Annotated in this window: 23 protein-coding genes; 5 read left to right on the top strand and 18 right to left on the bottom strand. The window is 59.9% G+C overall.

Annotation, left to right across the window (positions count from 1 at the left end; translation table 11 throughout):
• Window positions 1-17 precede the first annotated feature (17 nt).
• Window positions 18-944, bottom strand: coding sequence for a DMT family transporter (locus PHI30_RS05605; RefSeq protein WP_300025060.1), 927 nt, complete (start codon window positions 942-944; stop codon window positions 18-20).
• Between the two features lie 95 nt (window positions 945-1,039).
• Between PHI30_RS05605 and PHI30_RS05600 the strand changes: the two genes are divergently transcribed.
• From PHI30_RS05600 to PHI30_RS05590, 3 genes are read left to right on the top strand one after another with little or no spacing between them, the layout of a single operon-like run.
• Complete coding sequence (locus PHI30_RS05600; protein WP_300025057.1) at window positions 1,040-1,654, top strand: DNA-3-methyladenine glycosylase; 615 nt, start codon at window positions 1,040-1,042, stop codon at window positions 1,652-1,654.
• A gap of 10 nt (window positions 1,655-1,664) precedes the next feature.
• Window positions 1,665-2,318, top strand: coding sequence for an HAD family phosphatase (locus tag PHI30_RS05595; protein ID WP_300025055.1), 654 nt, complete (start codon window positions 1,665-1,667; stop codon window positions 2,316-2,318).
• 14 nt (window positions 2,319-2,332) lie between these two features.
• Window positions 2,333-3,109 (top strand): aldolase/citrate lyase family protein, encoded by a 777-nt coding sequence (locus tag PHI30_RS05590; RefSeq protein ID WP_300025052.1) that lies wholly within the window; start codon window positions 2,333-2,335, stop codon window positions 3,107-3,109.
• 72 nt (window positions 3,110-3,181) lie between these two features.
• Here the strand turns inward: PHI30_RS05590 and PHI30_RS05585 are convergent, their stop codons facing one another.
• From PHI30_RS05585 to PHI30_RS05535, 11 genes are all read right to left on the bottom strand, one after another.
• Window positions 3,182-5,701, bottom strand: coding sequence for an ATP-dependent helicase (locus PHI30_RS05585; protein ID WP_300025047.1), 2,520 nt, complete (start codon window positions 5,699-5,701; stop codon window positions 3,182-3,184).
• A 132-nt stretch (window positions 5,702-5,833) separates the two neighbouring features.
• Window positions 5,834-7,531, bottom strand: coding sequence for a glutamine--tRNA ligase/YqeY domain fusion protein (locus tag PHI30_RS05580; protein ID WP_300025044.1), 1,698 nt, complete (start codon window positions 7,529-7,531; stop codon window positions 5,834-5,836).
• Between the two features lie 103 nt (window positions 7,532-7,634).
• Complete coding sequence (locus PHI30_RS05575; RefSeq protein WP_300025041.1) at window positions 7,635-7,937, bottom strand: DUF6514 family protein; 303 nt, start codon at window positions 7,935-7,937, stop codon at window positions 7,635-7,637.
• An 81-nt stretch (window positions 7,938-8,018) separates the two neighbouring features.
• The gene (locus tag PHI30_RS05570; RefSeq protein ID WP_300025038.1) at window positions 8,019-8,621 is read right to left on the bottom strand and encodes a toprim domain-containing protein; all 603 of its coding nucleotides are present in this window, start codon (window positions 8,619-8,621) and stop codon (window positions 8,019-8,021) included.
• Entirely contained in the window at window positions 8,618-9,673 is a 1,056-nt protein-coding gene (gene holA / locus PHI30_RS05565; protein ID WP_300025035.1) for a DNA polymerase III subunit delta, read from the bottom strand. Before holA ends, PHI30_RS05570 begins: the two co-directional genes overlap by 4 nt.
• 10 nt (window positions 9,674-9,683) lie before the next feature.
• Window positions 9,684-11,915 carry a DNA internalization-related competence protein ComEC/Rec2 gene (locus PHI30_RS05560; protein WP_300025032.1) on the bottom strand — a complete coding sequence of 744 codons (2,232 nt, stop codon included), beginning with the start codon at window positions 11,913-11,915 and terminating at the stop codon, window positions 9,684-9,686.
• Window positions 11,912-12,133 (bottom strand): helix-turn-helix transcriptional regulator, encoded by a 222-nt coding sequence (locus PHI30_RS05555; RefSeq protein WP_300025029.1) that lies wholly within the window; start codon window positions 12,131-12,133, stop codon window positions 11,912-11,914. Before PHI30_RS05555 ends, PHI30_RS05560 begins: the two co-directional genes overlap by 4 nt.
• A gap of 128 nt (window positions 12,134-12,261) precedes the next feature.
• Window positions 12,262-12,456 (bottom strand): helix-turn-helix domain-containing protein, encoded by a 195-nt coding sequence (locus PHI30_RS05550; protein WP_367186340.1) that lies wholly within the window; start codon window positions 12,454-12,456, stop codon window positions 12,262-12,264.
• Between the two features lie 186 nt (window positions 12,457-12,642).
• Window positions 12,643-12,981 (bottom strand): histidine triad nucleotide-binding protein, encoded by a 339-nt coding sequence (locus PHI30_RS05545; protein ID WP_300025023.1) that lies wholly within the window; start codon window positions 12,979-12,981, stop codon window positions 12,643-12,645.
• Between the two features lie 36 nt (window positions 12,982-13,017).
• Complete coding sequence (gene alaS / locus PHI30_RS05540; RefSeq protein WP_300025020.1) at window positions 13,018-15,657, bottom strand: alanine--tRNA ligase; 2,640 nt, start codon at window positions 15,655-15,657, stop codon at window positions 13,018-13,020.
• Between the two features lie 526 nt (window positions 15,658-16,183).
• The gene (locus PHI30_RS05535; RefSeq protein WP_300025017.1) at window positions 16,184-16,627 is read right to left on the bottom strand and encodes a hypothetical protein; all 444 of its coding nucleotides are present in this window, start codon (window positions 16,625-16,627) and stop codon (window positions 16,184-16,186) included.
• 103 nt (window positions 16,628-16,730) lie between these two features.
• On the opposite strand from PHI30_RS05535, the gene PHI30_RS05530 reads away from it, so the two are divergent.
• Complete coding sequence (locus tag PHI30_RS05530) at window positions 16,731-17,306, top strand: DUF5662 family protein (protein WP_300025014.1); 576 nt, start codon at window positions 16,731-16,733, stop codon at window positions 17,304-17,306.
• 55 nt (window positions 17,307-17,361) lie between these two features.
• On the opposite strand, the gene PHI30_RS05525 is transcribed toward PHI30_RS05530, so the two are convergent.
• The 4 genes from PHI30_RS05525 to mltG all read right to left on the bottom strand — a co-directional run bounded on the left by PHI30_RS05525 (window position 17,362) and on the right by mltG (window position 22,043).
• A complete protein-coding gene (locus tag PHI30_RS05525) occupies window positions 17,362-18,111 on the bottom strand; it encodes a helix-turn-helix transcriptional regulator (protein WP_300025009.1) in 750 nt (249 codons plus the stop codon).
• A gap of 149 nt (window positions 18,112-18,260) precedes the next feature.
• A complete protein-coding gene (locus tag PHI30_RS05520; RefSeq protein WP_300025006.1) occupies window positions 18,261-19,658 on the bottom strand; it encodes an FAD-binding protein in 1,398 nt (465 codons plus the stop codon).
• An 11-nt stretch (window positions 19,659-19,669) separates the two neighbouring features.
• Window positions 19,670-20,902 carry a U32 family peptidase gene (locus tag PHI30_RS05515; protein WP_300025003.1) on the bottom strand — a complete coding sequence of 411 codons (1,233 nt, stop codon included), beginning with the start codon at window positions 20,900-20,902 and terminating at the stop codon, window positions 19,670-19,672.
• Window positions 20,892-22,043, bottom strand: coding sequence for an endolytic transglycosylase MltG (mltG, locus tag PHI30_RS05510; RefSeq protein ID WP_300025000.1), 1,152 nt, complete (start codon window positions 22,041-22,043; stop codon window positions 20,892-20,894). The genes PHI30_RS05515 and mltG overlap by 11 nt, the downstream gene beginning before the upstream one ends.
• A 119-nt stretch (window positions 22,044-22,162) precedes the next feature.
• Between mltG and PHI30_RS05505 the strand changes: the two genes are divergently transcribed.
• Window positions 22,163-22,360 (top strand): hypothetical protein, encoded by a 198-nt coding sequence (locus PHI30_RS05505; RefSeq protein WP_300025164.1) that lies wholly within the window; start codon window positions 22,163-22,165, stop codon window positions 22,358-22,360.
• A gap of 48 nt (window positions 22,361-22,408) precedes the next feature.
• On the opposite strand, the gene PHI30_RS05500 is transcribed toward PHI30_RS05505, so the two are convergent.
• On the bottom strand, window positions 22,409-23,074 hold the full coding sequence (locus PHI30_RS05500) for a deoxynucleoside kinase (protein WP_300024997.1): 666 nt from the start codon (window positions 23,072-23,074) through the stop codon (window positions 22,409-22,411).
• The gene (locus tag PHI30_RS05495) at window positions 23,071-23,790 is read right to left on the bottom strand and encodes a WecB/TagA/CpsF family glycosyltransferase (protein WP_300024994.1); all 720 of its coding nucleotides are present in this window, start codon (window positions 23,788-23,790) and stop codon (window positions 23,071-23,073) included. Before PHI30_RS05495 ends, PHI30_RS05500 begins: the two co-directional genes overlap by 4 nt.
• Window positions 23,791-23,886 lie beyond the last annotated feature (96 nt).

The following is a 23,886-nucleotide window of genomic DNA, read 5'->3' as shown; positions in this document are numbered from 1 at the left end:
ACCGGGGAGTTTTTTTATCACAGCGTCTCTTGGACTTTCCCGGCGGAGCGCTTTCGCTGTGGCAGCTGCGCCAGCACCACCGCGGCCAGCATCAAAAGGCAGCCGAAATACTCCCGCCCATTCATCCGGTCGTGGAGCACCACGGCGCCCGCCAGCGTGGCGAACACGGATTCCAAGCTCAAAAGCAGGGACACCACCGTGGGGTTGGAGTCCTTCTGGGCAAGGATTTGCAGCGTATACGCCACGCCGCTGGACAAGATGCCCACATACAAAATTGGCCCGATGCACTGACGGATTGCCGAAAGCGACGGCGACTCCGTGGCGAGCATTCCCACGCCGGAGAGCACCGTCACCACCAAAAACTGCACGCAGGAAAGCGCCACCCCATCCACCTTTTGCGTAAAGTGGTCGATGAGGAGAATGTGGGCGGAAAAGCAGAACGCGCACGCCAAAATGTAAAGGTCGCCGCCGGTCACAGAGAAATTTTCCGTGATGCACAGGCAGTAAAGGCCCGCCACCGCCAGCGCCACGCTGACCCAGATGATCCGGGGCGCTTTTTTGTGAAAAAAGAGGTCCGCAACGGGCACAATGACAATGTAGAGGGCGGTGATGAAGCCCGCCTTGCCGGAGGTGGTGGTCTCCAGTCCTTTTTGCTGCAAATTGGTTGCAACGGTCAGCGCCACGCCGCAGCAGATGCCGCCGATCGCCAGATCCCGCCGGGAAGCGGGGCGGACCTCAGCCTCGCCGTAAAAGTCCCGCTTGCGCAAAAAGCGGAACACGGCGCACAGCGCCAGTAAAAATAAGAAGGCAATCCCCGACCGGGCGGCGTTAAACGTGAAGGGCTCCACATAATTGGCCCCCACGCTCTGCGCCACAAACGCCGTGCCCCAGATCAGGGCCGCCAGCATCGGAAATACATTTTGACGAATGCGATTTGTTTTCATTTTACTTGCTCCAGTATTCATTTCATGGTATACTAATCGACGCGTACTTGAGAAAAAAGCAGAATTGAGTGATATTTTAACATTGAGGTGGGAAAATGGCAAGGCTTTCCCGGGAATTCTATGCGCGCGACACGCTAACCGTGGCCCAAAAGCTTTTGGGCACGTATTTGGTGCGGCGGCTAAACGGCGAATTTCTGGTGGGCCGCATCACGGAGACGGAGGCCTATATCGGCCGGTGCGACAAGGCCTGCCACGCCTACGGCTACCGCAAAACGGCCCGCACCTCCACCTTGTTCATGGCCCCCGGCCACGCCTACCTCTACCTGATTTACGGGATGTACCACTGCCTGAACTTCGTGACGGAGCCGGAGGGCGAACCGGCGGCGGTGCTGATTCGCGCGGTGGAGAGCGCGGCGGGCGAGGAGACCATCCGCCGCCTGCGGTTTGGGGAAAAGCCCATGACGCCGTACCGCGAGAAAAATTTCCTCAACGGCCCCGGCAAAGTCTGCAAGGGCTTTGCCCTCACCACGGCGGACAATGGGCTGGACCTCACGGGAGAAGAGCTGTTCGTTTGCGAATCCCTTGCCGACATCGGCCTTCCCTGCCCCCCTCCGGCGGCGGAGCGCATCTGCGCGGGTCCTCGGATCGGTGTGGACTACGCCGAGGAGGCCAAGGACTTTCCATGGCGCTTTCAACTGGTAAAGGAGTGATCGCAGCACGATGTTTTTCTTTGATCTGGACGGCACGCTGATCGATTCCAACGGCGTTTGGAAGGAAGTGGACCGGACGTTTTTATCCCGTCGGGGCCTGCCGTACACCCACGCCTATTACGAGGGCGTGGCCCACACGATCTTGCCCCTTGCCGCTGCGTTTACCAGGGAATTTTGCCATTTGGACGAGAGCTGTGAGGAAATTATCGCCGAATGGATGGACCTTGCCAAGGACGCCTACGCCCACGTCGGCGTCAAAAACGGCGTCCGGGCTTACCTGAAGCAGTGCCGCGCGGAGGGTCGGCGGATGGCGGTGGTGACCAGCTGCGTACCGGAGCATTGCCACACCGCGCTCAAAACGCTGGACCTTGAAAAATACTTCGACCATATTACCTTTGCCCACCAGCTGGGGCTGGAAAAAAAGCGGGCGGACGTGTGGCTGGCAGCGGCAAAGGAAAACGGCGTTTCACCGGAGCGGTGCACCGTGTTTGACGACAGTCTCTCCGCCTGTCAGGGTGCCCGGAGTGCAAAAATGCGGGTGGTGGGCGTGTACGACAGCTTTTTTGCCGGGGATGAGCGGGAAATGCGCGGCTTTTGCGACGTTTATATCCGCAGCTTTGAAGAGTTATTGTGGTTACCCGAGCAGAAAGCTCGGAAAAAATAAGGAGTGAGCAACGTATGAACATTCTCTTGGAAAAGAAAAAGCGCAACGAAGTATCCATCGGCAGCTTTACACAGCTGAAAACCACTGTCGCCGTGGAGAGCATGGCCCGTTCCGGTTTGGACTACATCCTGATCGACTCCGAGCACAGCTCCATGGGCACGGAGTTCATCAGTTCCGCAATCACCGCAGCGGACGCCGCCGGGATTACGCCCTTGGTCCGCATCAACGAAATCTCCCGCCGTGCCGTGCTGCATCCGCTGGACGCAGGCGCTAAGGGGCTGATCGTCCCCGCCGTGGAGACTGTGGACGAGGTCCGCACCCTGATTCAATACGCCAAATTTGCCCCGCTGGGCAACCGCGGCTTCGCCCCCACCCGGGACGGGAAATGGGGCACCGACGAGATTTCCATGCAGGGCGGGACCGCCTATATGGAAAACTGCAACCGCGAGACGCTGCTGATGCCCCAGTGCGAGACCCGGGGCTGTCTGGAGCACATCGAGGAGATCATGGCCATGGACGGCGTGGACGGTATTTTCGTCGGCCCCATGGACCTTTCCATCGCGCTGGGCCGCCCCATGGAAATGGAGTGCGCAGAGGTGACCGCCGCCAAGAAGCGGGTGCTGGACGCCTGCCGCAAAAACGGCAAGCTGGCTCTGGTCTACGCCAACGGCGCGGAGGACGCCGCCCGGATGGCGGCGCTGGGCTTCGACTCCATCACCGTGGGTCTGGACATCCTGATGGTCCTGCAGGGCTATCAGAAGCTGGTGAAGGACATTCACGAAAAGCTGTAAGCTCTTTCAAAAAGCATCGCGACGCCGGAGAAATTCTCCGGCGTCGCGTTTTTTTATGGAAAGCCAGCTGACTCAAAGCTTTTTCATATGGCTGCCCGCAGACTTGAGCATCAGCTTCTTGGCGCCCACCTTGTCGAACGCCACCTCCGCCAGGCAGTCGCCGCCCATGGCCCGCACGGAGAGCACCATGCCCTTTCCGAAGGCGGTATGCTCCACCATGTCGCCCTGTTGAAGCTGCAAGAGCGATGCGGCGGAAGCCGCCGGGGCGTTTTGCGCGGCCATGGGCCGCCGCGGGGGCTGCACCGCCGCCTGATAGGCGCGCACGCTGCTGTTTTCTCTGGGTCCCCCGCTGGTATAGCTGCCGGTAACAGGGCGGGCCGTACGTGGGGCGACGCCCCCGCCGAAATCGCCGTAGCTCCCGCCGCCAAAGCTGCGCTCGCCGCCCGGGGCGTCCTCCCGCTCCAGATTGGCAAATGCCCGGTCGGGTCTGCTCTCCCAGCGCATGTTCTCCTCCGGCACCTCCTCCAGAAAGCGGGAGGGCCGGTTGGCCGAGGTGCGGCCGTAAAGCATTCGCTGGCGGGCGTTGGTCATGGTCAGCTTTTCCTTGGCCCGGGTCATGGCCACATAGCAAAGCCGCCGCTCCTCCTCCAGCTCGTCCATGTCGTACTGGGCGGAGGTGCCGGGGAAAATCCCCTCCTCCATGCCCACCACGTAAACCGTGGGGAATTCCAGACCCTTGGCGGAGTGGACGGTCATCATGGTGACGCAGTTGTCGTCCGCTTCCACACTGTCCAAATCCGTATAGAGGGCAATCTCATTGAGGAAGCCCGAGAGCGTCGCGTCCTCCGGATTCTGCTCCAAAAAGCCAAGAATGTTGGATTTGAGCTCCTGCACGTTTTCCACGCGTCCCCGGCTTTCGATGTCGTTTTTTTCCTCCAGCGCCTTCACATAGCCGCTTTGCTCGCACACTGCGTCATAAAACTCCGGCAGCGCCAGCTCCGCCCCGGCGCGGCGGAGCGTATCGATCAGGTCCGCAAATTTCAAAAGCTTGGCGGAGGCCGCCTTCAGCTCCGGAAACAAATCCGCGTTGCGCAGCACCTCGTAGAGGGACGCACCCTGCCCCTCCGCCAGCGCGGAGACTTTGTCCAGCGTGGTGGCGCCGATGCCCCGGGGCGGGTTGTTGACGATGCGGCGCAGCCGCAAATCGTCCATGGGGTTATTCAAAACGCAGAGGTAAGCCAGCATGTCCTTCACCTCCGCCCGGTCGAAGAACTTCATGCCGCCCACGACCTTGTAGGGAATGGCGTTGCGTTTCATGGCGTATTCCAGCGCGTTGGACTGGGCGTTCATGCGGTAGAGCACGGCGGTGTCCCGGAAGTTTCTGCCCCGGTTCACGCCCATCAGAATGTCCCCCACCACGTAGTTGGCCTCGTCACTTTCGTTGAAGGTGGTTTTCACCGTCAAAAGCTCGCCGCCGCCGTTGTCCGTCCAGAGGGTCTTGCCCTTCCGGCCGGTATTGTTTTTGATGACGGCGTTGGCGGCGTCCAGAATGTTCTGGGTGGAGCGGTAGTTCTGCTCCAGCCGGATGGTACGCGCCGCCGGGTACTGCTTTTCAAAGTTCAGGATATTTTCAATGTTGGCGCCCCGGAAGCGGTAAATGGACTGGTCGTCGTCGCCCACCACGCAGAGGTTCTTCCGCCCGCCGGAGAGCAGCGAGGTCAGCAGGTACTGGAGGTGGTTCGTGTCCTGATACTCGTCCACCAGCACGTAGCGGAATTTATTTTGATAGTACTGCAAAACCTCCGGCTCCTTTTGCAGCAGCGTGACCGTATGGTAGATGATGTCGTCGAAATCCAGAGCGTTGGCCGCGCGCAGCTTTTGGGTATACCGGGCGTAGATTTTGGCGATGCGGCTCATCTTCCAGTCGTTTTCGCTATCGTGCTTCTTGGCGAACGCCTCGGGTCCTTCGTACTTATCCTTGGCGCTGGAAATGACGGAGAGGACCATCCGGGGCTGGAAGGCCTTTTCATCCAGATTCAGTTCCTTCACCAGATCCTTGATGACCCGCTTGGCGTCGTCGGTATCGTAAATGGTAAAGTCCTTTTCAAGGCCGATGCGGTCGATGTCCCGGCGCAGGATGCGCACGCAGGCGGAGTGGAAGGTGGAGGCCCAGATGTCGTTGGCCATGGGGCCAAGCCGCGCCGCCAGACGGTCCTTCAGCTCCCCCGCCGCCTTGTTGGTAAAGGTGATGGCGATGATCTCCCACGGCCGGGGGACGTCCACGGCGCAAAGACGCCGGGCGCGGGCAACCTCCTCCGGCGCGTTCCGTTCCACAAAGCGCTCCAGAAACTGCAAATCCTCCTCCGTCGCGCCCTCGGGCACCTCATCCGAGTCGCTGCCGCGACCGTAGGTCAACAGGTTATACACCCGCTGGATGAGGACGGTGGTCTTGCCACTGCCCGCTCCGGCCAGCAGCAGCAGCGGTCCCTCCGTCGCCATGGCGGCTTCGCGCTGCATGGGGTTCAGCCGCCGGAGGTCCCCGGCGATGACCGCCTTGCGGGCGGCAATGTAACGTGCTTCAAAATCGGTCATATGTTCACCAGTTTTCTATAATCTCGACATCTATTTTAGGCTAAAATCCGCCGCAGGTCAACCGTCGGTTTTCTCAGCGCCCTGCGGCGCATGGCAAAAAAAGGACGCTCCGCACAGGAGCGCCCTTTTCCTTTACTTTTTAAAGCTGTCCTTCAAGCTGACGCTGCGGTTAAACACCAAATGGCCCGGCGCGGAATCCTTGCTGTCCAGGCAGAAATAGCCAAGGCGCATAAACTGGAAGCCGGCGGGTACGGCGGCGGTCTGCAAGCTCGCTTCCACCTTGCAGCCATTGAGGATCTCCAGCGAGTCGGGATTCAGGCAGTCCATAAAATCCTTGTCCGCCCCGTCGGGGTCAGCGTCGGTAAAGAGATTGTCGTACAGGCGCACCTCAGCGTCCACGGCAGCCTCGGCGTCCACCCAGTGGATGGTTGCGCCCTTCACCTTCCGCCCGTCGGCGCTCTCGCCGCCGCGGCTATCCGGATCGTACTCCGCCAGCACCTCGGTGACGTTGCCCTCGGCATCCTTCACGCAGCCGGTGCAGGTGATGAGATACGCGCCCTTGAGGCGGCACTCGGGGCCACCGGGGAACAGCCGCTTATACTTGGGCACGGGGGTTTCCAGAAAATCATCAGCCTCGATATAGAGGCTTCTGGAAAAGGCCACCTCCCGGGTGCCGGAGGCGTCGTCCAGCGGATTATTTTCCACCGTGACCGTCTCGTGCTTCTCCAGAGGATAGTTGGTAATGGTGAGCTTGATGGGCCGCAGAACGGCCATCACCCGGGGCGCGGTCTCATTCAGGTCCTCCCGCAGGCAATGCTCCAAAAAGCCATACTCCACCACGTTGGCGGACTTGGCAACGCCGATGCGGTCGCAGAAATTGCGGATGGACCGCGGCGTGTAGCCCCGGCGGCGCAGACCGCAGAGGGTGGGCATCCGGGGATCATCCCAGCCGGAAACCTTTCCGCCCTCCACCAGCGCGCGGAGCTTGCGCTTGCTCATGACCGTGTGGTCGATGCCAAGGCGGGCAAACTCGATCTGGCGGGGCTTGGCGGGCAATTCGCAATGCTCTACCACCCAGTTGTACAGCGGGCGGTGCGCCTCAAATTCCAGCGAGCAAAGGCTGTGGGTAATGCCCTCCAGCGCGTCCTGAATGGGATGGGCAAAGTCGTACATGGGATAGATGCACCACTTGTCCCCCTGACGGTGGTGGTGCATATGATTGATGCGGTAAATCACCGGGTCCCGCATATTGAAGTTGCCGCTGCTAAGATCAATCTTGGCCCGCAGCGTCATAGCGCCGTTGGGGAACTCCCCCGCCCGCATCCGGGCAAAGAGGTCCAGGCTCTCCTCCACAGGCCGGTCCCGATAGGGCGAGGTGGCGGGCACGCCAATCTCACCCCGGTGGGAACGGAACTCCTCCGGACTCAGCTCACACACATAGGCAAGGCCCTTTTGGATCAGGCCCACCGCCTGACGGTAGTCCTCCTCAAAATAGTCGGACCCATAGAAAAAGCGGTCGCCCCAGTCAAAACCCAGCCAGTGGATGTCCTCCTTGATGGCCTCTACGAATTCCTCGTCCTCTTTGGCGGGGTTGGTATCGTCCATCCGCAGGTTGCAGACGCCGCCGTATTTCTCGGCGGTGCCAAAATCAATGGTCAGCGCCTTGCAATGGCCGATGTGCAGATAGCCGTTGGGTTCGGGAGGAAAACGAGTATGCACGCGCTTTCCCTCGTACTGCCCGCCGGGGCCAATATCCTCTTCAATAAAGGAGTGAATAAAATTCCGGCTCTCGGAGGTCTCCTCCTGCGTGATCTTGATTTCGTCAGCCATAGCCGTCAATCCTTCCTGTGCAAGTTTTTCAACATAGGATTGTATTATACCGAATCCCAGTGGAAATTGCAAGGAAAATCACGGCTTTCCCGGCTTTTACGCTTCATGCGAGAAGCCAGTCCTCCACGATGTCCCGGAGTGTCACCGGTGTCACGCTTCCACGGGCAAGCATCTCCAGAAGCGCGCTCACACGCCACTTGGAGATTGTGAGATCCGGAAGCAGATCCTGCTCCTCCCCACACTCCACTGATACGCCATAAGTCTCCATTCCCCCGGTAGACTCCTGCACCAAAAGGTAATACTGAATCGACAACCCTTCGCACTCCGCGGTACAAAATAACCGTTTTTCCAGAGTGTCCGCCTCCCAACTGCAAACATCTTTCCATTGCAGAATAGCACCGGACACAAAAATAATTTGTCGAATCCTGTCGAATTTGCGCAATTTTCCATAAATAATTTTTTTATTTCCTGAAATATTTATTTATTTCTACAAATTCGACCAATTTCCCGCAAAATTCAGAAAATCCGCCCGCCCATACAGCAGGTTCAGCGCCTCCAAAAGGCCGTTGGTTGTCAAATGCCGGGGCAGCTCCAGATGCTCCAGCAGTGCCTGCCGCCGCCCGGCGCTGTCCGGCCTGCCGGTGAGGCCCAGCTCGAAAAGATCCGCCTTCGTAATGGGCTCTTTTTCGGCAGCCACTTCCCCGCTCTCGTCCAAAAACGTAGCGCCCGCGCGGCGCAGCGCCTCCACCAGCACCTCCGGACGCATCCCCTCCACGCCCAGCTTGCCTTCCTTGCCGGGGGCGCGCTTTCGGCGCTCCTTGCCGAAAATATCGGGGATATAGGCCTGCTTCACGCACTCCTTGGGCAGTGCGCCCTTGAGGTAATTGCGGATGACAAAGCCGGCGCCGTCGCTGTCCGTCAGGACGATGAGGCCCTGCTTTTGCGCAAGACGGCGGAGAAAGGCCAGTTTTTCCCTGTCATTGAATACGGAAAAGCCACCCAGCGTCACAACAGAGGCCTCCACCGCCTGGGCAATGGTATTTTTATCGTAGCGGCCTTCCACCACAATGACTTCCTTGATCTTCCTCATTTTCTCCGCGCTCCCAGACGCACCAAAAGCAGCTTCAGCTCGCCCACCGCGTCGATGCCCTTTTCGCTCTTCATTCTGCGGTCCAGCACCTGACACATCACCACCGCGTCCGCGCACCAGCCCACGGTGGTGCGCTTGGCCGCTGTGAGCAGCAGCTTTGCCGGATAGTCGGACTTCATGTCCCACAGCTCCATCAGCCAGTATTTATCCCGTCCGCTGTCGATGGCCAGGCGGGCGGTGTAAATGCGGCGGAGCTGACTGCCCAGCGCGGCCAGAATCATGATCGGCTCCGTCTGCATTTTCAAAAGGTCTCCCAGAATGGACGCGGCGAGATCGTAGCTGCCCTGCGCCACCGCGTCGGAGAGCTTGAACACCTCTGCCGAAAGCACCGGGTCCGCCACGGCGTCGATCTCCTTTTGCGTGACGGTCTTTCCCTTGGCAAAGGCGGCAATTTTGGAAATTTCCGGCACCAGCCCCGTCATCAGACCGCCGCAGGTGAAAATCAGATACTCCGCCGTCTGGCGGTCGATCTCCTTGTCCAGCGCCCGGAACCGCCGGGTAATCCACGCGACGAGGTCGCTGCTCTCCGCCGCCCGGAACTCCACTGCCTCCACATGGTCGGAAAGCGCCTTCCAAAGCCGCTTCATGGTCTTGTTGGGCTTATACTCCACGGTATCATACACGAATACCAGACAGCAGTAGGGCGGAATATCGTCCAGTAGGGCAATCAGCTTTTCCCGCTGCTCCTCCCCCAGCTTGAAAAGGTCAAAGTCCGTCACCACAATCAGCGTCCGCTCCGCCATCATGGGCATCGCCTCCGCCATCTCGGAAAGGCTCTGGACCGTCAGGTCCTTCCCCTCCATATGGTGGTAGTTGAACTCTTCAAATCCGGCGGGCACCAGTCCTTTGCGCAGCTCCCCCAGATAATATTCCCGCAGATAGCTCTCCTCTCCGTAAAAAAGGTAGGCGCATCCCGGCGTCCCGGCGGAGAGGTCCGCCTTCAGCTTTTGAAATGCCTCGTTGCTCTTGGGCGCTTTCTTTGCGTATGCCATGGTCGTCTCCTCAATTCATTGATAAATGGATGTCACCCTGCAGGTCTGTGCGATAGACGGCGCAGCCTTGCTCCGCCAGCCGGCGCAGTGTCTCCTGCGCGGGATGTCCGTAGCGGTTGGCAGCGCCTACGCTGATTGCCACCGTCTCCGGCGTCAGGGCGTCCAGAAGCGCCGCAGAAGTGGAATTTTTCGAGCCGTGATGCCCCGCCACCAGCGCCTCGATGTCCGCCAGGGAGTATGTGGAAAGCAGCGCTTGCTCCGTGGCGGCGTCCATATCGCCGGTGATGAGCACGTCCCGCTCCCCGGCGGAGGCCAGCACGGAAAGGCCCCGCTCGTTGTCATCCCGCTTTCCAAGGGGCGGATAAACCGTCAAGTGGGCGTCCCCCAGCGGGAGGGTCGCTTTCTCCGTGATGTACGCCACCTCCACGCCGCAATCGCGGGCGGCGGCGCAAAGCGCCTCGTTCTCCCCATCCCTTGGTACCAGCAGCTTCGCCACCTCCAGCCGTGCCAGCAGCGCGGTGACGCCGGAGATATGGTCGAAATCGTAATGGGTGAGGATCAAATAGTCCAGACGGCCGCACCCCATGGTGCGCAGCTGATGGGCGGCGTCCTCCCCCGGAGCATACCAGCCGTTGGCGCTGCCGCAGTCCACCAGCGCATAGGCGCCGTGGGACGCAAGAACCACGCTCTCCCCCTGCCCCACGTCCAGCACCACCGCGTCCAGAGCGCTCCCATATCGGGCAGCGCCCAGAAAAACGGTCAGCGCCAGCGTGGCCGACGCCAGCACCGCCGCCAGCGCGTAAGAGCGCCGTCCCCCGGCGCGCAGCAGGTACACCGCCGCAAACAGCGCGTAGGCAAATACCAGCCAGTAGACAAGATACGAATTTTTCAAATAGACCGCGTGGTACGGGACGCGGGCCAACCCATGGGCAGCCAGCAAAATATACCGGGCCAGAAGCCCCGGCACCACGCCCACAGCCGCGCCCAGCGGCGGAGCGCAAAAGCCCAGAACCACCGCCGCCAATCCGCCAAGAAACACGATCCCGGCGGCCCAGAGGCAAAGGAGGTTTCTCAAAGGCGAGATCAGCACCAGCGTTCCGAAATACAGGGCGGAAAGAGGAACCGTGAACACCAGAGCGCCCATGGTTGCTGAAAATCCAGTCGCTATAAAGGTGAATACCTTGCCATGCTTTTTTGTGCCCCTCAGCAGCTTGTACAGCCGCGGCGTCAGAAACAGGATGCCGGACATGGCGGCAAAGGACAGCTGCAAGCTGATGGACGCGGCGGCGAAGGGATTCGCCAGCAGGATGAGAAAGAGCGCAAGGCAAAGCGCCGTTGGGCCGTCGCTGTCCCGGCGGAACAGGGGCGCCGCCACCAGCAGCGACAGCATGACGCACGAGCGCAAAACCGACGGAGCGCCGCCGGTGAGCAGCGCATAAAAGCAGAGCAGCGGAATGACGCAAAGGGCCGTAAGACGGCGGCGCTGTTTTCCAGTCAGCAGGTACACCATAGTCAGCAAAAAGCCGCAGTGCATTCCCGATACCGCCAGAATGTGGTAAAGTCCCGCCTCGGAGAGGTCCGCCGCGGCGGACTCAGAAAGGCCCGACTTGTCCCCCGTCAAAATGGCGGTGAGAAATCCGGCGGTGTCGCCCTCAAAAAGCGCGGCAATCTCCGCCTTCATGGCATGGCCCACCCGGGCGGGCCACCATCGAAGCCCTCCCGCATCCCCCTGTCCCACGGTGAGTTCTCCTCGCTGGTAGGCCAGCAGGAAAACGCCCTTGGAGGTAAACGCGGTGACGTCGTCGTCCCGGATGCGGCCCGCGCTTTGAAAGCGGACGGGGCCGATAAGCCGCTGTCCCGGCACGCAGGAAAGCAGCGTTTCATCGCCGTAATAAACCGCTTTCCCCGGCAAGTCATCCAGCTTTACAGTTGCTTTCGCTCCATAGCCGGTGGGGAGCGGATAGTCGAGGAGCGTCATGGAGACCACCGCTTCGCTCTCCGAGAGCGCCTCCATGGGCCGCCAAGCAGTTCGCAGGTACAGCCAGTCGTATCCCAGCGCCAAAGCCAGCGCCGCGCCGATGAGCACGCATCTGCGCCGCCACCACGGCGGCAGGGCCAGCGCCAGTGCGGCAAGCGCCAAGCACGCGAAGGCGCAGGGCAGCAACCACGCCCCGGAAAGCAGATATTGGGAGAGGAAAATCCCCAGCGCGAACGCGCCGCAGAAAACCGCCAGAACCCTCATCTGCCCTTGGGCGGCGTGGGATCGTCCGTGCGGCCCAGTAGATAATCGGTGCTGACATGGTAATAGTCCGCCAGCTTATTAACGACCCATGCCGGTGTTTCCCGTTCCCCGCTCTCGTAGCGGCGATAGACACTGCGGTGCATGTTCAAAAATGCGGCAACCGCCTGCTGTGTTTTATCCCGGTCCTCCCGCAAATCTCTCACGCGTTTGATTTCCATTCATATCACCCCAAAAAATGTTACCAAACGGAGACATTCTTTGGATGATATTGTGCCCATTTGGGGCCAATTTATAGAAAGATAAAGTGGTGGCTTACGCGAAGCCACCCGAAAAACTGCCTAAGGGGTTATCTCTTGGGCGGCGTGGGATCGTCCGTGCGGCCCAGCAGGTAATCGGTGCTGACATGGTAATAGTCCGCCAGCTGATTCACCACCCATACCGGCATTTCCCGTTCCCCGCTCTCATAGCGGCAATAGACACCACGGTGCATATTTAAAAAAGTGGCAACGTCCTGCTGGGTTTTATTGCGGTCCTTCCGCAAGTCATAAATTTTGCGAAAATACAATCAAGTCACCTCATATAGAGATTATCATTTGATTGCTTCTTTGTGCAGAAAACGAACCAAACGGTTCATTGATTGGTAAAGCGGTCCCGCCCCGCGGGGGAAAAACCCCTGTGGGGCGGGACCGCGCCGTTTTCTCCCGCTTGCATACGGGAGCGTTTTCTATCAGCCCGGCGGCCAAGTCATGTCCCGTCCGGACAGGACGTGGAAGTGCAGGTGGAGGACGCTTTGTCCCGCCTGCTCCCCGATGTTGGACACCACGCGGTAGCTCGTAAGGCCCAAGTCCCCGGCGAGCTTTGCAATCACCTCAAAGATGTGGGCCACCACGCCGCTGTTGGTCCCGTCGATCTCGGACACGGAGCCGATATGCACCTTGGGGATCACCAGAAAATGCGTGGGAGCCTGCGGGGCAATGTCGTAAAAGGCGTAACAGAGTGCGTCCTCATAGACCTTGTTGCTGGGGATCTCCCCTGCGGCAATTTTGCAAAACAGACAATCAGACACGGAAAGCCCTCCCTTTTTCAAAATAATGGCTTTTTATCAGCCCAGCTTGGACGCCACAAAATCGTCCACGGAGGCCAGCGCGTCGTCCAGCTTCAAAAGGTCGCTGCCGCCGCCCATGGCGCTGTCCGGCTTACCGCCGCCCTTACCGCCGCAGATGGCGCAGACGTTCTTCACCAGATCGCCTGCCTTGACGCCCTTGGCCACGGCGTCCTTGCCGCACACGGTGAGGAAGGTGATCTTCTCTCCGCTGACGGAGGCCAGAACGCCCACCACATTGGACTCCTTATCCCGCAGGAAGTCGCCCATCTGGCGCAGGGCATTGGCGTCCATCCCATTGCGGACGGCAGTGAGGACCTTCAACCCGCCCACGTTCTTGGCGGACATCAGGAACTGACGCGCCTCGCCCAGGGACGCCTCGCTCTGGAATTTCTCCACAGCGTGGCGCATATCCCGCAGCTCCAACACCTGCTGCTCCACCTTGGCGGCCAGCTCGCTGGGATTGGTCCGCAGCGTCTGGGCCACTTGGAACAACAGCGCCTGATTCCGATTCACGATCTCCAGCGAGAGCTTGCCCACGGTGGCTTCGATCCGGCGGACGCCGGAAGCGACGGACGCCTCGGACCGGATGCGGAAGGGGCCGACCTTGGCGGTATTTTGCAGATGGGTGCCGCCGCAGAATTCCATGGAGAAGTCGCCCATTTCCACCACGCGGACAATGTCGCCGTACTTCTCGCCGAACATGGCCACAGCGCCCTTCTCTCTGGCTTTCTCGATGGGCAGCACCTCGGTCACCACCGGGTAATCCTCCAGCACGGCGTCGTTGACGATGCGGTCGATCTCCCCCATCTGCTCCGGCGTGATGGCCTCAAAATGGGTGAAGTCGAAGCGCAGGCGGTCCGGCTCCACCAGAGAACCGGCCTGATGCACGTGGTCGCCCAGCACCTTTTTCAGCGCGGCGTCCAGCAGATGGGTGGCGCTGTGGGCGCGCATAATGGCCTTGCGGCGCTCCAGATCGATGGCGGCGCGGACCTCCGCCCCCACCTGAAATTCTCCGGAGAGGACCTTGCCGGAGTGCATGAACTTGCCGCCCTTGTTCTTTTGGACGTTGGTCACCTCAAACCGGGCATCCCCGGCGGTGATCACGCCGTGGTCGGCCACCTGACCGCCCATCTCGGCGTAAAACGGCGTCCGGTCCAGCACCAAGATGGCCTCGGCCCCGGCGGCCACTTCCTCCCGCAGCTCTTCGTCGGCCACGATGGCCAGCACCTTGCCGTCAGCTTCCATGCACTCGTAGCCCACAAACTCCGTGGCGGGCATCTCGCTGCCAAACTCAATCCCGGCCCAGCCCAGATCGCCCAGCGCCTCCCGTGCCTTGCGGGCGCGGACGCGCTGCGCTTCCATCATCTCGTCAAAGCCGGCGCGGTCCACGCTCATGCCCTCTTCTTCCACCATCTCTGCCGTGAGGTCGATGGGGAAGCCGTAGGTATCGTACAGCTTGAAGGCGTCAGCCCCGGAGAACACCTGCTCGCCCTTTGCCTTGTGGGCCGCCAGCAGATCGCTGTAAATCTTCATGCCGCCGTCGATGGTCTTGGCGAAGTTCTCCTCCTCCGTGCGGACGACCTTGGTGATATAGGCCTGCTTCTCCCGCAGATCGGGATAGGCGCTCTCGTTCTCCCGCACCACGGTCTCCACCACCTCGTAGAGGAAGGGGCGCTCCACGCCAAGGAGCTTTCCGTGGCGGGCGGCGCGGCGCAGCAGACGGCGCAGCACGTAGCCCCGGCCCTCGTTGGAGGGCAGCACGCCGTCGCAGATCATCATGACGCCGGAGCGGATATGGTCCGTGATGACGCGGAGAGAAACGTCGGTCTTGTGGCTTTCGCCATAGTGGGCGGCGGTGATCTCGCTGACCTTGTTGGTGATGTTCATGACGGTGTCCACGTCGAACAGGGAGTTCACATTCTGGCACACGCAGGCCAGTCGTTCCAGGCCCATGCCGGTATCGATATTCTTGTTCTTCATCTCGGAGTAGTGGCCCTCGCCGTCGTTCACAAACTGGGAGAACACGTTGTTCCAAACCTCGATGTAGCGGTCGCACTCGCAGCCCACGGTGCAGCCCGGCTTGCCGCAGCCGTGCTCGATTCCACGGTCGTAATACACCTCGGAGCAGGGACCGCAGGGGCCCGCGCCATGCTCCCAGAAGTTATCCTCCTTGCCAAAGCGGAAGATGTTTTCTGCGGGGATGCCGATGGTCTTGTTCCAGATCTCAAAGGCCTCGTCGTCATCCAGATAGATGGAGGGGTACAGCCGGTCGGCCTCAAGGCCCACCACCTTCGTCAAAAACTCCCAGCAAAAGGGAATGGCCTCGTTTTTGAAGTAGTCACCGAAGGAAAAGTTGCCCAGCATTTCAAAATAGGTGCCATGGCGGTCGGTTTTGCCGATGTTTTCAATGTCGCCGGTGCGGATGCACTTCTGGCAGGTGGTGACACGGTTGCGGGGCGGCTCCTCCTCCCGGGTGAACCAGGTTTTCATGGGGGCCATGCCGCTGTTGATGAGTAAGAGGCTCGCATCGTTGTGGGGGATCAGAGAAAAGCTGGGCAGCCGCAGGTGACCCTTGCTCTCAAAGTAGCTGAGAAACATCTCCCGCAGCTCGTTCAGCCCGTAATTGGGATGCGCCATAATTGTTCTTCCTCCTGTATTGTCCATTTTTTGAATTGGAAAATTAAAAAAGTCTCCGCCCCTTGCGATAGGGGCGAAGACTTGCTTCACGGTACCACCCTAATTATTCCCTTTGCAGGGACGTCTTAGCCATCCGGTAACGAAGATGAATCGTTCCGCTCCTCGCGGACTGCTCCAAAGCGGCTGCTTTGCGGCGTGGACAAGGGGCTTTCACCGTCTCCCCTCTCGCTTAGACCCGCTTTGCAAAGCTGACTTTTTCCCAGCATTTTGCTGTTTGAACGGATTTATTATATCCTTTTCATATGTTTTGTCAAGGGACGCCGCGCTTTTTTTGTCCGCTTTCTTGTAGGGTTGTCGTTTTAAGACGCAAGCGCCCGTCGCCGCGCACGCACCGCAGCCAATGCAGTGCATTCCGCCGCCCCTGTCGCCATAAAGGACCCTGCACAGCCACGCCGTCGCGCCGATAACCAGTGCCAGCGCCAGCCATCCGTACCACATTTCCGCGCCACCCCCCTTTTGGAAAAGGCTACCACGGAAAGGGATGCTCCGTCAGTGGCATCTGCAACAGCCAAAGGCCCAGCAGCGGCAGAAGCTCCGCAGGCTTTAAAAGGGGCGGCAGCGGATATTCCTGCGGCTCCACCACGCCGCCGTCCGGCCGGGGCAGCGCCCGCTGCACGCACAGCACCGGCTCGGTCAAACTGGAAAACGTGAGACTGTCCCGGGGCGACAGTCCGTAGGTCACCACGCTCTGGGCCTCTACATGCTCCAAAAGCTCCCCCCGGCACTCCCCCGGCACCAGCAGCGCCCGGCAGCGGATCGTCCCATTTCCCAGACGGCGGCAGCCCTCCGGCGTCAGCGCCAGCAGCTCCCACGGTTTTTTTGCCATCTCCGATGCAAACCGGAGCGGCACAACGCCTGCGGGCAGCAGGGCTTCCCAGCAAGCCGGGCAGGCAAACAGTGCATTCTCCATCCCAACACCTCCCGCCTAGTCTCTCTCCGCTGAGAAATTCCATGCAAATTTTTCTCGTTTTTTTCGCCGTGCCATGCTATAATGAGTATCTACGCGATCAACGATGCGATACCGAGAACCGGAGTTTGAGGACGAGGTGACACGCTTGCACTTTTGGGATCATTTAAAAACCATCAACCATCACCGGGCGCTGGTTCGCAGGTACTGCTTCCGTCTGGGATTGTACCGGCAGGGCTTGCTGCACGATCTCTCGAAATACGCGCCTGTGGAGTTTTGGGCGGGCGTCAAATACTTTCAGGGAGATCACAGCCCCAACGACGCCCAGCGCCGTCAGCAGGGATACAGTGCCTCCTGGATGCATCACAAGGGCCGCAACCGCCACCATTTTGAATTTTGGACCGATTACAGCCTCACCGGAGAGGGCATCGTGGGCGTGGAAATGCCGAAAAAATATGTGGCGGAGATGTTCTGCGACCGTCTGGCCGCCAGCAAGGTCTATCGCGGCGAAGCGTTTGATCCCGCCGACCCCTACCTCTTCTTTCAGCGGGGCAAGCAAAAGCGGCTGCTGCTCCACCCCGCCACCGCAGACCTGCTGGAAGCCATGCTGCGCAAGCTGAAGGACGAGGGCGAGGACGCGGCGTTCTCCTATATCCGGCACGAGGTCCTGCACAAAAAATAATGGCATCAAAAAGGACCGTGGCACAATTTGCGCCACGGTCCTTTTATGCCCGCTTTTACGCAATCCAAGCGGCAAGCGCGGCAAAAAGCCGAGCCATGGGCCGCCAAAGACCGCTTTGGTGGGTCAGGAGAAATGATTCTGCCTTGGCGGCGGTCAGCCCACGGGTAAGCGCCAGGGTGTCGGCGCCCTGTGCGTCCCGCCCGATGGCGACAGCGCCGCTGGCCGCCGTCCCCACCGCCACCTTTGCCCCTAATGCCGCCGCCCCCGCCGCGTAGACGCCGACGGCGGTCATGCCCAGCGCCAGATATCCCACTGCCACCATCCCCAGCGCGACGCCGCCGAATGCCAACATTCCCAGGGAAATGCCGCCTGCGGAAATCAGTCCCACGCTGACAACGCCCACAGAGAAATTTCCCACGGCAACGATCCCCACTGCGGTATTATAGCGGGTGGGACTGCGGTCTCTCCCAAAGCGGATGTCCAGCAATGGAAGGCCCAACAGCCGAACGGGGCTGGTATAACGGAAATAGCTGCCCCGACATTCCCGGGCCAGCGTGTCGATCTTCTCCTCCAGCCGAGTGGTGTCCACGCTCTCCTGCTTCTCCGGCGACTGCCCTCTCACCAGATCGTCAAGGCTTACGCTAAACATATCTGACAAGGCAATCAGCTTCACAAGCTCCGGCATTGCGCAGCCGCTCTCCCACTTGCTGACAGACTGCCGGGTAACGCCCAGCCGCTGTGCCAGTTGCTCCTGCGACAGGCCCGCCCGCCGCCTCAAATCCATCAGCTTCTCTGAAAACTCCATATCTGCGCTCGCTTCCTTTTAAGATGGCATCATCCTACGCCGCTCCCCGCCAAATGGCAAGAACGCAGCGGATGGAAGTTTGTCAACCTCTGGTTGCCCCACTGAAATAAGGCGGACTGCCGGGGTTCCGGCAGTCCGCTTTTTGTTGATTAGCCTTCCTCGGCGATCTTGCGGCCCATGAGGACACCCATCACGGAGGCCATCATCAGTCCGCGGGTCCAGCCGGAGCTGTCCCCCAGGCAGTGAAGCCCCCGCAGGCTGGTGTTGAAACTTGTGTCCATCTTCACCCGGTTGGAGTAAAACTTCAGCTCGGGAGAATAGAGCAGCGTCTCGTAGGAGGCGAAGCCCGGCACCACATAGTCCATGGCCTGAATGAAGTTAATAATGTTCATCATGGCCCGATAGGGCATGGCGGCGGTGATGTCTCCCGCCACGGCATCCGGCAGGGTGGGCCGGATGTTGGACTGGGCCAGCTCCTTTTGCCAGGTGCGCTTGCCGTCCAGAATGTCGCCAAAGCGCTGGACCAGAATCTGGCCGTTTGCCAGCATATTGGTCAGCTCGCCCACCTTCTGGGCGTAGGCGATGGGCTGGTTGAAGGGAACGCTGAAATTATGGGAGCAGAGAATGGAGAGGTTCGTATTGTCGCTCTTCATCTCCTTGTAGGAATGCCCGTTCACCACCGCCAGATTGTTGTCGTAGTTCTCCTGGGAGACAAAGCCGCCGGGGTTCTGGCAGAAGGTGCGGACCTTATTCTTAAAGGGCCGGGGATAGCCCACCAGCTTGGATTCATACAGCACCCGATTGACGGTCTCCATCACCTCGTTGCGCACCTCCACCCGGACGCCGATGTCCACGGTACCCGGTGCGTGGGCAATGCTGTGCTCAGCGCACAGCTTCTCCAGCCAATCCGCGCCGCGGCGGCCGGTGGCCACCACCACATGGCTTGCCTCAATCTCCAAATCGACCTTTCCGTTGGAAATGGAAACACCTTTACAGATGTCATTTTCCAAGATCAAATTGCTACACTCGTAGCCAAAATACATCTCCACGCCATGCTCTTGTAAGTACCGCTCAATGGCAAGATAAATGTCCTGCGCCCGTTCGGTGCCCATGTGGCGGATGGGACAATCCACCAGCTTCAGCCCCGCCTGAATGGACCGGCGGCGGATTTCCTTCCGCTCCTCCTCATGGCCAAGGCCCTCGATATGCTCGTCCGCGCCAAACTCCAGATAGATCTGATCGGCGTAATGGATGGTCTCCTGCGCCAGTTCCTCTCCGATCAGCGTGGGCAGGTCGCCGCCCACCTCGTAGCTGAGGGACAGCTTCCCGTCCGAGAAGGCGCCCGCGCCGGAAAACCCGGTGGTGATATGGCAGTAGGGCTTGCAGTTGACACACTTGTGGGTCTTATCCTTGGGGCAGTGGCGGTTTTCCACCGACTGACCCTTCTCCACCATCACGATCTTCTGACCGCTGCCCTTGCGAATCATCTCCAGAGCGGTGAAAATACCGGCGGGGCCGGCGCCGACAATAACAACGTCCGCGTTCATCTTTTTTCTCCTTACTTCGCTGATAATTCCACCGCGCGGCGCACCAGCGTATCCGCCGGTACGGCCTGCGGCAGCTTCATGTGAAACATCATCTGGGGGTTCCGGGGCTCCTCCACCACGTCCCCCGCATCGTCCGTCATGGTGGGAACCTGCATGGCAAAGGGCTTCAGGTTTGGTCCAACCAGCTCCACGGTGTCGCCGGTGCGGAACTTATTGCGCAAGGACAGCGTGGCATTTCCCTTTTCATCGCAGTCTTTGACAAGTGCAACCACTTGCCACTCTCGAATGTACCGGGAGTTGTCATAATACTGCCCCGGCGCGCCGTAATAGAACCCGGTGGAATAGGGACGGTGGCTCACGTGCTCCACCTCGTCCCGCCACAGCACTTCCAGCTCCTCGCCGGAGGCCACCGCGTCCAGCCCGTGGCGGTAGGCGCCGGTGACCACAGCGGCATAGTAGGCGGACTTGGCCCGCCCCTCGATCTTCAGGCTGGAGAGCCCCACATCCACCAGATCGTCCAGATGGTCGATCATGCACATATCCCGGGAATTGAGGATGTAGGCGCCCCCGGCATCCTCCTCTATGGGAAAATACTCCCCGGGGCGTTTTTCCTCCATCAGCGCGTAGTGATAGCGGCAGGGCTGGGCGCAGGCGCCCCGGTTGGCGTCTCTGCCCGTCATATAGTTGCTCAAAAGGCAACGCCCGGAGTAGCTGACGCACATGGACCCGTGCACAAACGCCTCGATCTCCAGCTCTGACGGCGTCTTTTCCCGAATGGTCCGAATTTCCTCCAACCCCACCTCCCGGGCCAAAATCACCCGGGAAGCGCCCAGATCGTACCACGCCCGGGCGGTCTCATAGTTGGAAATGCTGGCTTGGGTGGAGATATGCCGCCGACAGCGGGGGGCATACTTCCCGGCCAGGGTAAAGGCTCCCAGATCCGCCACGATCAGCGCGTCCACGCCTGCGCCCTCCAGCAGCTCCAGATACGCCGGAAGGCCAGATATCTCATCGTTGCGGGGCATGGTGTTGATGGTGCAGTGGACGTGAGCGCCGTGGCTGTGGGCAAACGACACCGCCTCGCGCAGCTCTTCCGGCGCAAAATTCCCGGCAAATGCTCGCATTCCAAAGGCAGTGCCGGCAAGATACACCGCGTCTGCCCCGTATAAAACCGCCATGCGCAGCCGCTCCATATCCCCGGCGGGCGCCAAAAGCTCCGGAATGGGTTTCCTCTTATCCGGCATAGTCCGCACTCTTCAAAAAGGCGTTATGCTCTTGCAGCGTCTTGGAGAAGCGGTGCTTCCCATCCTTGCCCAGCGCATAATAGTAGTAGTCTGTGGTATCCGGCTCCAGCGCTGCCTCAATGGAGGCAAGGCCGGGGTTTGCAATGGGCGTGGGCGGCAGACCCGCATATTTATAGAGGTTATACCGGGAGTCCACCTTCTTATCCTCGTTGGTGAGGGCTCCTTGGTGGTCAGGCAGCGCGTAGAGCAAGGACGCATCAATATTGAGCATCTTGTACGTGCCGTGGCTGCCGTTGTCGCTCAGACGGTTATAGATCACCGAAGCGATCTGCCGCTGGTCCGTGCCGTCAGTCTCCTTTTCGATCAGGGAGGCGATGGTGAGAATCTCCTTGATGTTGTAGCCAGAGCTTTCCACCAGCGCCAGCCGGTCCTCATCCATCTTCCGGTCGAAGTTGCTGATAAGCCGCTCCAGTGCGCTGACAGGCTTCTCATTTTTATAGAACTCGTAGGTATCCGGGAACAAAAAGCCCTCCAGGCGGCTGAGGTCCTCGGAATCGTTGTCGATATACGGATAGTCAAACGTCCCGGTCTTGGCGGCTTCCAGCAAAGCATCCTCTGTGTTGACGCCGTTTTTCGCCAGCAGCGCAATGGTCTGGGCCACGGTGTAGCCCTCCGGAATCGTCACGCGGACCGTGGCGGCATTCATGTTGCCGGAGGCGTTGCGCATGCCGGTGATCAGCGCGCGATAGTCCATATCGGCATTCAGCTCATAGGTACCGATGCCGATCTTCTCCTTGGCGTCCGCCACGCCCGCAAACAGACGGAAAAACCACTTGTACTTGATGAGGCCCGCATCCTGCAGCTTATCGGCAATGGTGCTCACGGTATCCTCCGCCGTCACTTCCACGGTGGCCGTGGCGGATGAGGCCCGGTTAAACGCGCAAAGATCCGAAAGCAAAAGCCAGCCAACCCCGGCCAAAATCGCCGAAGCAATGACCACAAACAGGATATAGGCCACCGGATTCACCCGGCGCTTCCGCTTCCGCCGGGTCGTCTGCCGGGGACGCTGTTGCTCCGCATGGGCGCGGCGCACCTCTCCGGCATTCCAATTGGCGGTATCCCCTTTTTTAAAATCAGCCATTGAAACCTCCCTGTTCTCCGCCTCGATCATCTGCACGAAGCGGGCCCAATTATCTTTTTTCCTTGTCCAACTGTTTTTTTTCGATGGTCAGGCCCGCTTCCCGCTTCCTGACGCATAGAATGTCTCAAAGTGAGGTGACAATCATGTGCTTTAACAACGGAAACAACGAAGGTTCCTGCCTGTGGCTCATCATCATCGTCATCCTGATTTGCTGCTGCTGCGGTGGTTCCTGGGGCGGTTTCGGCAACAGCTGCGGAAACAACTGCGGTTGCGGAAACAGCTGCGGCTGCAACGACAACTGCGGCACCTGCTGCTAATTGCAGGCACGGGGCGGGACGCGAAGCGTCCCGTCCTTTGCTTTGCGCTTACAGCACCTTCCCTGCGATTTCGTACACCTGCCGGTGGATTTCCTCCGGTGTGCGGGGCTGCCCGTCCGCCGCGCAATCAATCACAGTCCAGCCGCACTGGCGGACGATCTCCGCCGCGTTGGCCCGGCACTGCTTCAAATAGGTCTCGTCCTGCTCGTGAATATCGGCGTGGGTGCCGGTTTCCTTCTCCCGTGTGCGCATCATCCGCTCTGTGATTTCCGTGGGCATGTCCAGATAGATCACCAAATCCGGCTGCGGCAGGTCCAGGCGGTTATACTCCAAATCAAAAAGCCACGCAAGATACGCCTGCCGCTCCTTCTCGGGCAGCTTGGACGCCTGATGCACGGCATTGGAGGTGGTATACCGGTTGGCGACGATCAGTCCGCCCGCCTCGTAAAACGCTCCCCAATCCTGCTTGAAGGAAGTAAAGCGGTCCACGGCAAACAGCATGGACGCCGCATAGGCGTTGACGTCTCCCGGTTTCTTGCCCAAAACGCCCTCCAGATACAGCTTTGCAGGCTCAGCGAAGGGGTTCCCATACCGCGGAAAGTCGATCTCCTGATACGGGATGCCCTCCGCCTGCAAATGACGGCACAGCAGATTGGCCTGCGTGGCCTTTCCCGATCCGTCGGTCCCCTCGAATACGATCAGCTTTCCCCTCATTTTTTACGTCTCTCCTGTTTTACATGCACCAAAAACAGCGGCAGCTTCATCATGCGGCCGATGCGCCGCGGTTCCTTGCACAGTCGGTAAAACCATTCAAGTCCGTGGTCGGACCAAAATTTAGGCGCCCGCTCCACAACGCCGGCAAACACGTCCAGACTTCCGCCCAGTCCGCACAGCACACGGGCGCCGGTGGCCGCGCCGTTTTTTCGCATCCATTTTTCCTGTTTGGGCGCGCCCAAACACACAAACACCACATCCGCGCCGCTTTGCGCAATCTCCTCCACAACGGGAGCATCCTCGTGAAAATACCCGTCGTGGACGCCGGCGATCCGCAGTCCGGCATACTGCCGACGCAAATTCTCCGCCGCCTGCGCCGCAACATCCGGTTTTGCCCCCAGCAGGTAGAGGGACTTTCCTTCCTCTGCCATTCTTTCCATGAAATGGGCGGCAAATTCAATGCCCGGCACTTTTTCTTTCAGAGGGGTCCCCAGCATCCGGGCGCCTTTGACCACGCCGACGCCGTCCGGCAGCACCAGATCCGCGCCGTTGACCGCCTCCGCGGCGGCCGGGTCCTCCCGGCAGACCTCCACAATTTCCGGGTTGGGCGTCACCACGTAATGCGCGCCATCGCTGTGGAGCAATTCCACGCCCCGGGCGACGGCTTCTTCCATAGTCACGTTGTCAAAACCGACGCCAAGCACGTCGATACGCATGGAATCACCTACCAATCACATACTCATACAGTTTTATATTATACCACAAGGGTCGACCTTTGTGCAACCAAAATCCGACGCCGACAGCCCTGGGCG

Source organism: Oscillibacter sp. (genome assembly GCF_028693505.1).
Classification (GTDB): domain Bacteria; phylum Bacillota; class Clostridia; order Oscillospirales; family Oscillospiraceae; genus Oscillibacter.
Note: the sequence above shows the minus strand (reverse complement) of the source record. Positions and strands in the feature narration are given on the sequence as shown.